This window comes from Rhodococcus sp. NPDC060090 (assembly GCF_042729855.1).
Classification (GTDB): domain Bacteria; phylum Actinomycetota; class Actinomycetes; order Mycobacteriales; family Mycobacteriaceae; genus Rhodococcus.
On sequence record NZ_JBHWXB010000005.1, the window covers coordinates 213,385 to 225,637 of the forward strand.

6 protein-coding genes are annotated in these 12,253 nt (G+C 68.3%); all 6 read left to right on the forward strand.

Annotated elements, in window-relative coordinates; translation table 11 throughout:
- The first annotated feature begins 86 nt into the window (after positions 1-86).
- The 6 genes from ACFWCF_RS09250 to ACFWCF_RS09275 all read left to right on the forward strand — a co-directional run bounded on the left by ACFWCF_RS09250 (position 87) and on the right by ACFWCF_RS09275 (position 12,182).
- Complete coding sequence (locus ACFWCF_RS09250; protein ID WP_378559985.1) at positions 87-296, forward strand: hypothetical protein; 210 nt, start codon at positions 87-89, stop codon at positions 294-296.
- Positions 297-454: 158 nt separating this feature from the next.
- Positions 455-2,578 carry a hypothetical protein gene (locus ACFWCF_RS09255; protein WP_378559988.1) on the forward strand — a complete coding sequence of 708 codons (2,124 nt, stop codon included), beginning with the start codon at positions 455-457 and terminating at the stop codon, positions 2,576-2,578.
- A gap of 51 nt (positions 2,579-2,629) precedes the next feature.
- Positions 2,630-3,532, forward strand: a complete 903-nt coding sequence (locus ACFWCF_RS09260; protein ID WP_378559991.1) for a hypothetical protein — start codon at positions 2,630-2,632, stop codon at positions 3,530-3,532.
- 127 nt (positions 3,533-3,659) lie between these two features.
- Positions 3,660-10,589, forward strand: a complete 6,930-nt coding sequence (locus ACFWCF_RS09265) for an amino acid adenylation domain-containing protein (protein WP_378559994.1) — start codon at positions 3,660-3,662, stop codon at positions 10,587-10,589.
- Positions 10,586-11,227, forward strand: coding sequence for a DUF6875 domain-containing protein (locus tag ACFWCF_RS09270; RefSeq protein WP_378559997.1), 642 nt, complete (start codon positions 10,586-10,588; stop codon positions 11,225-11,227). Before ACFWCF_RS09265 ends, ACFWCF_RS09270 begins: the two co-directional genes overlap by 4 nt.
- Positions 11,228-11,246: 19 nt before the next feature.
- On the forward strand, positions 11,247-12,182 hold the full coding sequence (locus ACFWCF_RS09275) for a LysR family transcriptional regulator (RefSeq protein ID WP_378560000.1): 936 nt from the start codon (positions 11,247-11,249) through the stop codon (positions 12,180-12,182).
- Positions 12,183-12,253 lie beyond the last annotated feature (71 nt).

A 12,253-nucleotide genomic window follows, 5' to 3' on the forward strand; every position in this document is an offset into this window, starting at 1 on the left:
ACACACCGCCCGGGTGTTGCCGGTTTTGTGACAGGTGACACTATCGTTGCATCGTGGATGGGGACTTGCCGGAAGGTATTTGAGAAATGGGAGCGTTCATCGGGAAAGCGCTGCTGTGGTGTGCGCTGCTGGCAGGGCTGACCGGATCCGGGATCGCCGTATCCGCCTTGCACGTGAACGGGGCAGTGGGCTCACTCATCGTCGCATCGGTCGCGGGACTCGTGCTGTTGCGTCTGAGGCCGGAAGGAGGAGAAGAAGCGGGAGACGAAGCCCCTCACGACGCGGCGGTCACCTGACGTCGACGTCGCCGTCCGGCGGCGCCGAGCAGCAGGATCGCCTTACGCTGCGTGCGCGGTTCCGGTCGGTATGCTGGGCGGTCGGGCGCCCGCACGGGCGTTCTGCACGGAGGGACCCATGACGGTTCCCGCCGGACGTCGAAGAGGAGCATCGGTTCGTGTCGCTGTGGTCACGTGCGCTTTCGGTCGACGAACTCGACGACCGAACCTGGCTCGAGCTGATGCCCTGGCTCGATCGCTACGGGTCCGCACGCGCCACAGCATTGAATGCGCTCGCGCCGACATCGAACTGGTGGGAATTGCAGTCACCGGTAGAGACCGGCGCCGACACCGAGATCCCCGAACTGTGCGCGGAACTGTCCCGGATCTACGTCACCGACCACCCCGAACTGCGGTTCGCGGACGGACTCATCCGAACCGTGGAAGTCGCCGTCGACGCCCTCGACCTGGGGGTGTCCGCCGCGACGCTCGTCGCGCGCCTGCCCCATGCCCCCACCACCGCGGAGTTGTTCAGCCGCAGCCCCGCCGACCTGTTCGATGTGCGCGGTGCCGGAAGCGGCGAGGTGCACGAAATCGTCTGCGCGGCTCTCATACTCACGGTGCTGCGCGACCCGGCCACGCTCCGGCCGGAAGCGTCGGCCGCGTCTGTCCCGGCGCTGGCGCTTCTCGTCGACGACCTCGCTGCCCTCGCGCGATGGCGGATGCTGTGCGACGAGCGGGATCGCCCGTTGCTCAGCATCGATCTCGATACGGGTGCTCCCGAGGAGATCCAGGAGGCAGTCGCGCGCCTCGGTGCGGTCGCTGCTCGCGATCTTCCGGTGAGTGCACCGGCCGATCCGGTGACCGAACTCGCCGACTACGTTGCGTCGTTGCCCGCGGCCGAGCGCAACGTCCTGCGGCACCGCATCCATGACGATTCCGGCGCCGATTCGCCCGCACCGTCGACGTTCCCGTTCGGCACCGCAGTGGGGGACTTCCTGGCGGCACTGCGGACCGATGTACGACCCGTCGCCGCGTTCGACCGGATCCTGCGCGATCGCCCGGTGCTCGCCCAGGTTGTACCGGGACTCGATGCACCGCTGTGGAAGGTCCTCGACCGCCTCGACGACCGGTGCACCGTCGCCGACGGCTGGATCGCCGTGCCCGATCTCGCCGAGGCGGAGAAACAGACCCGCGCGCTGCTCGGCGAGTTCGAATCCGCCAACGGAGTGGTGCAACCTGCCGGGGTAGCGGCCATATGGGACCTGCCCGCCGGCGAACTCGAAGCGTGGATGAACTACTGCGGAACCAGCATGCTCGAAGGCTGGATTCTCACGCCCCAGGCCACCGTGGCGGGTCACGCCGCACAGATCCTCGAGGTGGTCGGCGACCCGCTCTCCGTCGAAACGCTCGTTGCGCGCATGGACGCGAATCTCGATATCCACAGCGTCGTCGAAGAACTCAGGGACGACGAGCGGTTCACCGTCACCGAGGACGACGGTCTGTGGGGCCTGCTCGAATGGGAGACCGACCTGGTCACGGCCGTCAGGACGCGCATCGCGCGGCTCGTCGACGGCGCTGCCGGACCGGACGGAACCCCGGGCTCGATCGAGCTCGACAAGGTGGCCGAAGCGCTGGTCCAGAAGTTCTCGATCTCCGATGCTTCTGCCCGGGTGTTCGCGGCGAGCGGGGATTTCGACGTCGTCGCCGACTGTGTTCGACGTCGGCGCCGCACCCATGTTCCCGCGGTGCCCCCGGAACGCACCAAACGCCTGTACCGGCTCGACGAGCGCTGGCGCCTGCGGATTCCCGTCACGCGCGATCACATGCGCGGCGCCGAATTCCCGATTCCGTCCGCGGTCGCGGGCATCGTCGGGTGCGAGCCCGGTGCCGAGACGGTGTTGAAGTCGAGGCTCGGACCACAGGCGTTGCGGTGGACAAGGCCGATTCCGCAGCTCGGGTCGGTGCGCCGCTTCCTGGACGAGATCGGTATCGACGAGTACGGCGAGCTGTTCCTCGAGTTTCGCTCGGACGGCCGGTTCGACGTGCTGCCGCTGCGCACGTTCGCCGCGAATGCCGATCCGCTCCGCAAGGCGCTCGCGCTCATCGGCTACACGACACCCGAGGTCGTGCCCGAGGAACGCATCGCCGCGGCGTTCGCAACGGCGATCGGACTCGACGGCGAGACCCGCCCGCGCCGCATCCTCAGCGCCTACCGTGCACGTCACGAAGCCGAGGTCGTCTCGCTGCTCGAGAGTGCATGGGTCCGCGTCCCGTCCGGTCAGGATCGTCCCCGGTTGTGAGTGGTGTGGCCGGGTGGTGCATCCGGGGTGCCTCGTAGCACGATGGTGGACATGAACGACCTGCCGAATCCCGACGTTTCCGGCGCGCTCCCCGCGGATGCGATCGTACGTGCGCTGGCCGGTGCCGTCGGATCAGTCGAAGCTGCGATCGTGCGGCTCCGGGGCGACGACGCCGAGCCCGACACCGTCGAGAAGATCCTGGCCGCAGCCGGCGCTCCTGATCTCGGTGACGTCGTCGCCCACCACAACACGCTGACGCGAGCGGTCGCGATCGCCGATCACCGCGGAATACTCCCCGAACAGGAGTGGACGCCGATCGCAGAACTCGGTCCGCTGCTCGCCGTGGTGGTCGAGCGGTTACGCGCGTATGCCTTCGAGCTTCTGATCCAGGCCGAGCCCGAGATCACCGTGTCGACGCATGTCGCGCTGTTGCTCGCCATGGCCGACGAGGGCCGAGTCGGTGAGACACTGCAGCTGCTCGTGCTCGTCGAGGACGCCGCGACCATGTGGCAGCGGCTGCGCATCGAACGTGCTCGCATCGCTGAGCCGGACGAACTGAGCGAAGTTCTCAGCGCTTCACGCACCCTGCTCGTCGAGCACTTCGAGCAGGACGGCGAACTGCTCCGCCGTGGACGACGTGCACTCGCCCGCCTCGCCGAAGGCACCCCGCTCGAGGTCGTCAAACGCTTGTCTTCGCCGCGCACCATGCGCACACTCGCACGATTGCGGCAGGACCTCGAGGACTTCTGCTCGGCATGCCGAGCCGACGCTGCAGGGTGGCTCGTCGACGAGGATCCCGAGATCGCCGACGCCCTCGATTCGATCGACAGCCCGCTCAAGTCGGTGAGCGGTGTTCTCGGCCGAAGCCTTGCGAAGGTGTCCGAGGCGCGGCACCGCGGCGGCGAGAGCGATGACGAAGCCGGAGCCGAGGACTCCGTTCCCGAACAGGACTAGGTGGTCGGGGTCGACACCTAGGGGGCGTATCTGCGAGGTCCTGCCCGCGGGACAGTAGTGGAGCCGGTTTCTCCGGCCGTCCGGAACGAACGGACGCAAACTCCGCCGCTACCCCGGGTGTGATCACATGGCCGTTGCCACTGTTGTTGTCCACGAACCATTTCCACTGTCTCCCGCGCAGCGTGGGTTGTGGTTCGCTCAGCAGCTCGCACCGGATGTACCGATCTGCATCGCGCAGTACGTCGACATCCGTGGCCGTCTCGACGTCGACCTGTTCCGACGGGTCTCGCTCGTCGCCGCACACGAATTCCAGTCGGTGTTCCTGCGGCTCGTCGACATCGACGGCGAACCCCACCAGGTGGTCGCACCGCCTTCCGATGTGGAGCTGGACGTGCACGACTTCCGTGCGGAGCCGGACCCGGCGGTGGCAGCACACGAGTGGATGGACCACAACCACACCGCAGGAATCGATCTCGCCGACGATCCGCTCACCGAGGCCGCACTGCTGCAGGTCGCCGACGACCGGTACTTCTGGTACACCCGCATCCACCACATCGCCCTCGACGGGCACGGTGCCGCGACGATGGTCGACCGGGTCGCCGAGCTGTACACCGCGGAGTTCGAGAATCGGGAGCCACAGCCGAATCGCGCCGCAGATTTGCGCACTCTGCAGCGGATCGACCACGATTACCGCGCCTCCCGCCGGCACCGGACCGATCGCGATCATTGGGCCGAACGGCTACATTCACGTTCGGCCGCAGTCACTCTCACCGACAAGATCGCACCGCCGTCGGTCCGCAGCCTGGTGGCTCGCACCGCGCTCACAGAGGAGACCGCAGTCCGGCTGGACGCGTCCGGAGCCGACGCAGCCGCTCGAGTCGTCGCCGCATTCGCATGCCACCTCGCGCACACCACCGGACGGCAGGAAGTGCTCGTCGACATCCCCGTCTCCGCGCGCACCACCGCGGTGCTGCGACGTTCCGGAGGCATGCTTGCCAACGTCGTCCCCCTTCTCGTGGCGGTGCGCACCGACGACACCGTGGGCACGCTCGTCGACCGGGTCCGGCTCGAACTCACCGGTGCGCTGCGGCACCAACGAGGCAATGTCGAGGACATTCTGCGTGAACTGGGTGCGGACGCCGCCGACCGACGGATCTCGTCGCCCGTCGTCAATGTGATGTTGTTCGACCGGGAATGGCGGTTCGGGGGCTGCTCGGCAGATTTCCACATCCTCACCTCGGGCCCGGTGCCGGACATCATGATCAATATCTACCGGTCCGGCCACCCGCCGCGGACGATCGTCGAGATCCGCGCCAATCCCGGCCGGTACACCGACGACGAGGTGCACCGGCACCATGCGCGGCTCGTCCACCTCGTCGATGCGTTCGCATCGGCGTCGTCGGACACGCCGCTGACCGGCATCGGGGCGATCGACGTGCCCGGCGCTGTCCGGGGTGCAGCGGGGGAGATCGGCATGACGATGCCCGAGGTGCTCGCCGACGCGGTTGCTGCGAATCCGCAGGGTGTCGCGGTGCAGTATGAGGGCCGCACCGTCACCTACGCCGAACTCGACGCGGTCACCGACCGGATCGCCCACGCGCTCCGAGTGTCGGGGGCCGGACCGGAGACCGTCGTGGCCGTCGCGATCGCGCGGTCGATCGAGTCGGTGGTCGCGCTGTGGTCGGTCGTCAAGAGCGGCGCTGCCTTCGTTCCCGTCGACCCCTCCTACCCGGCCGAACGGATCGAGCACATGCTCACCGATTCAGCTGTGGCGGTGGGGCTCACCACGCCGGAGTGCCGCACGGCGCTGCCCGACGGGGTGCGGTGGCTCGAGCTCCGGGACGGGCTGCCCACCACGGACCTCATTGCGAGCGTGCCCGAAGCCGCACATCTAGACGGGGCCGCCTACCTGATCTACACGTCCGGATCGACCGGCCTTCCCAAGGGCGTCACGGTCACCCACCGCGGTATCGCCGATCTGATCGCAGAGCAGCGCGACCGCTTCGGCGGCCACCCCGACGCCCGTGTGCTGCACTGCGCCTCCCCGAGCTTCGACGCATCCGTGTTCGAGATCCTGTGGGCGGCGGGCAGCGCTGCGCGGCTGGTCGTGGTGCCGCCCACTGTGATGGGCGGCGGCGAACTCGCCGACATTCTCCACCGCGACCACGTCACTCACGCTGTCCTCACACCCACCGTGTTGTCCACGGTGCCGCGGTTCCCGCACTCCCTGCGCACGCTCGCGGTGGCGGGGGAGGCATGCCCGGACGAACTGGTGGAGCGTCTGACCCCCGGTCGCATGATGATCAACGGTTACGGGCCGACGGAATCGACGATCATGTCGAACGCCGCGACGCTCACCGCCGGTCGGCCCGTGACGGTCGGCGGGCCGATCCGCGGACTCACCGAAACCGTCCTCGACCACCAGCTTCGACAGGTCCCCGTCGGAGCGGCGGGGGAACTGTACGTGGTGGGTCCGGCGCTGGCGCGCGGCTACCGCAACCGTGAGGCCCTCACCGCGACACGTTTCGTCGCGGCCCCCGACGGCACACGTATGTACCGGACCGGCGACGTGGTGCGCTGGCGGCGCCTCCCCGACGACAGTCTTGTTCTCGACTACGTGGGCCGCTCCGACTTCCAGATCAAGATCCGTGGAATCCGGGTCGAGCTCGGCGAGATCGACGCAGCGCTGGTCCGCCACCGGCTCGTTGCTTCGGCTGTGACGGTCGGGCGCACCGATCCGGCAGGCGATGTCGTTCCCGTCTCGTACGTCGTGCCCGCGCAGGACGAGCCCGACACCCGCGAACTCCTCACGTATCTGCGCGGCTGTGTGCCCGCCCATCTGGTGCCCGCCGCGATCGTCGTACTCGGCGAGCTGCCGGTCACGCCTGTCGGGAAACTCGACCGCATAGCACTGCCAGAACCCGTGTTCGGCACCCGCACCACGGTGTTCGTCGCCCCGGCGAGCAGCGTCGAAGAGGCTGTCGCGGAGGTGTATGCCGAGGTCCTCGGACTCGAGCGGGTGGGTCGCGACGATCACTTCTTCGATCTCGGCGGCAACTCTCTGAGCGCGACCCGCGCGGTCGCCCGAGTGAACGCCGCGCTCGGTGTCGGGCTCGGTGTCCGCGACCTGTTCGAGGCGCCGGTCGTCGCGGGTCTCGCTACCCGAGCAAGCAGCGCTGCGCCGGCAGCGGCGTACGTCGCACTCGGGCCTCGCCCCGACCGGATTCCCCTCGCTCCCGCGCAGCGGCGCATGTGGATCGTCAACCAGGTCGACGTCGCCTCGCCCGCATACAACGTGCCCCTCGCGTTGCGCGTCACCGGTGGTCTCGATCTCGACGTGCTCCGCGCCGCCTTCGCGGATATCGTCGCGCGACACGAACCGCTACGTACCCGCTACCCGTCGTCCGAGTCCGGCCCCTTCCAGGAGGTACTCGACGACGCAGAGTTCGATTTCACGCCCGTGGCCGTACACGGAGAAGACGGCCTGCTCGCTGCGTTGCGAGAACTCGCCTCCGCGGGATTCGACGTGAGCCGCGAGGTCCCGGTCCGCACCGCGTTGCTGCGGGTCGGGCCGATCGACCACGTCGTCGTGGTGGTCGTGCACCACATCGCGGCCGACGGCGCGTCGACGCTGCCCCTCGCCCGCGACACCATGCTCGCCTACACCTCCCGGTTGGAGGGGAAGGAACCCGAATGGGCCACGCTGCCTGCGCGCTACACCGACCACGCGCTGTGGCATCTCGGCAGACTCGGCGACGCCACCGACCCGCAATCCTCACACTCGCAGCAGATCGACTTCTGGCGGTCGACGCTCGACGGCGTCCCCGAACTCCTCGACCTGCCCGTCGACCGGCCCCGGCCCGCGAGGCGCACCCACTACGGCGCCGCCGTGCCGTTCGAGATCCCGGCCGAGCTGACCTCGGGGGCGGCGACCCTGGCCCGCCGTCACGACGCCACCGTCTTCATGGTGATGCACGCGGCGTTCGCCATCCTGCTCGAACGGCTCACCGGGGCCACGACACTGGCGATCGGCACTCCTGTGGCCGGCCGCGGGGCCGCCGAACTCGACGACGTGGTCGGCATGTTCGTCAACACGGTCGTACTTCGCTCCGACATCGATGAGTCCGCGTCGTTCGGTGAACTCCTCAACCGCACCCGCGACCGCGACCTGGACGCCTTCGACCACGCTGACGTACCGTTCGACCAGGTCGTGCAGGCTCTCGATCCGCCGCGGTCGACGTCGCACGCCCCGCTGTTCCAGGCGTTGCTCGAGTTCCGCAACATCACACCCACCCGAGTTCAACTGCCCGGCCTCACGGTGGACGCCGTCGACGCGGCTCCGCCGGTCGCCAAATGCGACCTCTACCTTGCCGTGGAGGAATCTCGGGACGGGAACGCCATGACCGCCGAGTTCGGCTACGCCACCGACATTTTCGACGAGATGACAGTTCAGGGATTCGCCGAGGCATTCGCGCGCGTGCTCGAGGCGGTCGTCACCCGACCCGACCGCGAAGTCAGCGATATCGACATCCTCGGCTCGGTCGAGCGTGCCGCGCTCGTACCGGTGCCGGGTCGGCCGATGGAACCCGCGGTCACCCTGCCACGACTGCTGGCGCGTGGCGCGACGATCGGTGGCGACGCCGTTGCAGTGGTGTGTGGCAGCGAGAGAATCACCTACCGCGAACTCGACTCTCGCTCGAATCGGCTGGCGCGCCGGCTCGTCGAACTCGGAGCCGGCCCTGAAACCGTGATCGCGGTTGCGCTGACCCGCTCGGTCGAGTCGGTTCTGGCACTGTGGGCGGTCGCGAAGACCGGCGCGGCGTTCGTCGCGGTCGACCCGAAATACCCGTCCGCGCGGATTGCCCACATGATCGAGGATTCCGAGGTTGCCCTCGGCATCACTGTCGGAGAAGTGCACGCAGGTCTGCCGCCGCATCGATGGGTGGTGCTCGACGACCAGGCCGAAAGCGCCGTGATCGCATCCCACTCGGACCACGCGATCACCGACACCGATCGACGCGCTCCGCTGCGTCCCCATCACGCGGCCTACGTCGTCTACACCTCGGGATCGACGGGAACTCCCAAGGGGGTCGTGGTCACCCATACCGGACTCGCGGGATTCGTCGAGGAACAACGCACACGGTTCGTGCTCGGATCGCGGTCGCGGGTCCTGCACTTCGCGTCACCGAGCTTCGATGCCGCAATCCTCGAGCAGCTGTGGGCCTTCGGCTCGGGCGCCTGCCTGATCGTCGCCCCGCCCACGGTCTGCGGCGGCAGAGAACTTGCCGACCTCCTTGCGCGAGAGCGGGTCACGCACATCGCGCTGACGCCGTCGGTGCTCGCGACGGTCGACCCGGCCGGGCTCGGGCATCTGCGCACCGTCGTCGTCGGAGGTGAAGCCTGCGCGCCCGAACTCGTGGCGCAGTGGGCACCCGGCCGCGAGATGGTCAACACCTATGGGCCCGCCGAATGCACCATTCAGACCAACGCCGGCGCACCGCTCGTCGTAGGTGATCCAGTCGGACTCGGCGGGCCCATTCGCGGACTCACCGAACTCGTCCTCGACCACCGGCTCCGTCCTGTCCCCGTCGGAGTGATGGGGGAACTGTATGTGAGCGGACCCGCTGTGGCCCGCGGCTACCGGAACCGGCGCGCGGGTACCGCATGCCGGTTCGTCGCTGATCCGTCCGGGAAGCCGGGGGAACGGATGTATCGCACCGGCGATGTCGTACGGTGGCGGCGGGCTGCCGACGGCACACTCACCCTCGACTACGTCGGCCGCAGCGACCTGCAGGTCAAGGTCCGCGGATTCCGCATCGAACCCGGCGAGATCGAATCGGTGCTGCTCGATGCCGCCGGTGTGGCTCGCGCGGTGGTCACCGTGCGCGGCGACCGGCTCGACGGCTATGTCGTTCCGACTTCCGGCGGCGACCTGTGCACCGATGCGGTGCGGGCCCACGCCCAGGCGCGACTCGCCCCGCACATGGTGCCCGCGACCCTCACCGTGCTCGACGCCCTCCCCGTCACCCCCAACGGCAAACTCGACCGGGCGGCGCTGCCGGCCCCCGACCTCAGCGAGGGCCGCCGGCCCTACCGGGCGCCACGCGATGTGACGGAGACGGCGGTGGTCTCCGCGTTCGCCGGAACCCTCGGCACACCACGGGCCTGCGCCGGTGGCGTTGGTGTTGTAGGTCTCGACGACGACTACTTCACCCTCGGAGGGACCTCGCTCGGTGCGACGGCCGTGGTCGCTGCGCTGTCGGAGTCCCTCGGCCGTCCCGTCCCGGTGCAGTGGATCTTCACCCATCCCACCCCGGGTTCCCTGGCCCGGCGGTTGCTCGACTCGACGCTCGGCGACGATTCGTTCGACGCGGTGATCACGTTGCGCGAGAACGGTTCCGAGGATCCGCTGTTCTGCGTCCACCCCGCGGCAGGCTTGGCGTGGTGCTTCGCCGGACTCGCACGATGTATCGACGACCGGCCCGTGTACGGGCTGCAGTCACCGCTACTGACCGATCAGGCTCGCGACATCGATACCCTCGCGGATCTCGCCGCGGCGCACGTCGAGAGCATCCGGTCGACGCAACCGCACGGCCCGTACCACCTGCTCGGCTACTCGGTGGGCGGGCAGATCGCCCATGAGATCGCGGCCCAGCTCACCGCAGCCGGTGAGGTCGTCGCGACACTCACGATGCTCGACACTCACCTACAGGGCGAGACACCCGGCGCGGAAGTCATCGCCGCCGAGGTCGAGGCAGCGAGCCACGACTCCTCGGCGCAGCACCGAGACACCCTCTACCGCGCGTTCGGCCGGACGGTCGGCCTCGCCACCTGCCACCGGCCGACCGCACGCCCCGTCACCGACCTGGTCTTCTTCGAATCGGCCGACGCCGTCGCCGCTCGGATGCCGGAGCCTGCCCAGGTCTGGCGACCTCACATCGACGGACCCGTCCGGGCGTACCGCCTCGACGTCACACATCGGGACATGACCGGTTCACAAGCACTCGATCAGATCACCCCGGTTCTCCGGGACCACCTCCGGAAGGGCCAGCGATGACCGACCAGACCAGTGTTCTCCGCGGCCGCAGATCCGGCATCGAGCCGGTGAGCGTCTTCGACGACGTCCGTGATGACGAGCATCCCCGCACCGGGGAGTTGCGTCGCTGGGCTGTCGATTTCCTGTGCAGCCCGCACGACGACCTCGGGCGCAGCGGCCCGGTCTGCCCGTTCGCGGCGCCGTCGATCGGGCGGGGCCTGTTCTATGCGGTGTTCGTGCGGGGCGCTGTCGACGCTCAGCGCATGCGCGACGTCGCCGACGACCTCGCCGACCTCTTTCCCCAGCTGTCACCGGCCTCCGGACCGGATGCGGCGCTCAAATCGGTCGTTGCGGTGTTCCCCGACGTCACCGACTACGACGTGATCGAATTCGTGCAGAACGAGCGCAAGTCGGATTTTGTGCTGGATGGGTTGATGCTCGGCCAGTTCTACCCGGGCTGCACTGTCACCGGCCTGCGGAACAGCGCATTCCGGGCGCTCGACGCACCACTGCCGATGCTCGCTGTCCGGCACATGGTGGGTTCGGATTTCCCTTTCCTCGCCTCGCAGCGCGAATGGATTCTCGCGTATCTGAAGAAATTCGCCGCGAGCGTGCCGTCGACGGTGCGATCCGACATTGCCGATCGCGTCGTGACGTAGTCGATCTACCGTTAGCAGCATGGCCAGATCCGACGATGTGCCCGCCTACACGATCCGTCAGTTGGCGGCGTTCGTTGCCGTCGCCGACTGGGGGACCATCACCGCCGCCGCAGACGCACTGCGCATGTCCCACTCGGCGCTGTCCGCCGCCATCACCGACCTCGAGCGGATACTCGACGTCAAGCTGTTCGTGCGACAGCGGGCCCGTGGAGTGCGGCTGACACCCACAGGACATGCCGTCCTCGAGCGGGCGAAGATGGTGTTGCATTTCGCTGCGGAACTCGAGAGCGATGCCCACTCCGAGGCAGGCTCCGTCGCAGGCCCCGTCGCGGTGGGTTGCTACCCGTCACTCGGGCCCACTCTGCTGCCGTCGTTGATCACCGGCTTCACCGAGGCGCACCCGAGGGCGCGCGTCGACTTCAGGGAAGACACGCAGAATCGGTTGCGGGCGCAGCTCGACTCGCGTGACCTCGACGTCGCGTTCCTATACGACCTCGACCTCGAGCCCGGGCTGGAGTCCGTCGTCCTCGAATCCAGGGAACCGATGTTGCTGCTGCCCGCCGACCACCCGGCGGCGTTGGCGGGGTCGCCGGTGCACCTGACGGATCTCGCCCACGAACCGATGGTGATGCTCGACGCGCCGCCGAGTTCGGGTCATGCGGTGAGCGTGTGCGCCGAGGCAGGATTCTCGCCGGTGGTCGCATACCGGACCCAGAACTATGAGACGTGCCGCGCCTTTGTGGGCCGGGGGCTGGGGTGGTCGCTGTTGCTTCAGCGTCCGTCCCTCGACGTGACCTACGAGGGTCTACCGATCGCGGTGCGACCGTTCGCGGAGCCGAAACCGGATCCCGTCGACGTCGTGCTCGCGTGGCGAAAGGATGCGCTTCCCAGTCGGGTTGCGCAAACTTTTGTTCACTTCGTGGTCACAGCCCGCCACGACACACGTGCGTCATGAACTGGGAGAATGCGCTAATGACGGTTTTTCGGGGATAGATCCCCGACTTTATCCGCTTTTCAAATGAATGT

Bases quoted from the DNA above. Each gene is read 5' to 3' on its own strand.
- ACFWCF_RS09250 (WP_378559985.1), top strand. From the start codon at position 87: ATGGGAGCGTTCATCGGGAAAGCGCTGCTGTGGTGTGCGCTGCTGGCA.
- ACFWCF_RS09260 (WP_378559991.1), top strand. From the start codon at position 2,630: ATGAACGACCTGCCGAATCCCGACGTTTCCGGCGCGCTCCCCGCGGAT.
- ACFWCF_RS09265 (WP_378559994.1), top strand. From the start codon at position 3,660: ATGGCCGTTGCCACTGTTGTTGTCCACGAACCATTTCCACTGTCTCCC.
- ACFWCF_RS09270 (WP_378559997.1), top strand. From the start codon at position 10,586: ATGACCGACCAGACCAGTGTTCTCCGCGGCCGCAGATCCGGCATCGAG.
- ACFWCF_RS09275 (WP_378560000.1), top strand. From the start codon at position 11,247: ATGGCCAGATCCGACGATGTGCCCGCCTACACGATCCGTCAGTTGGCG.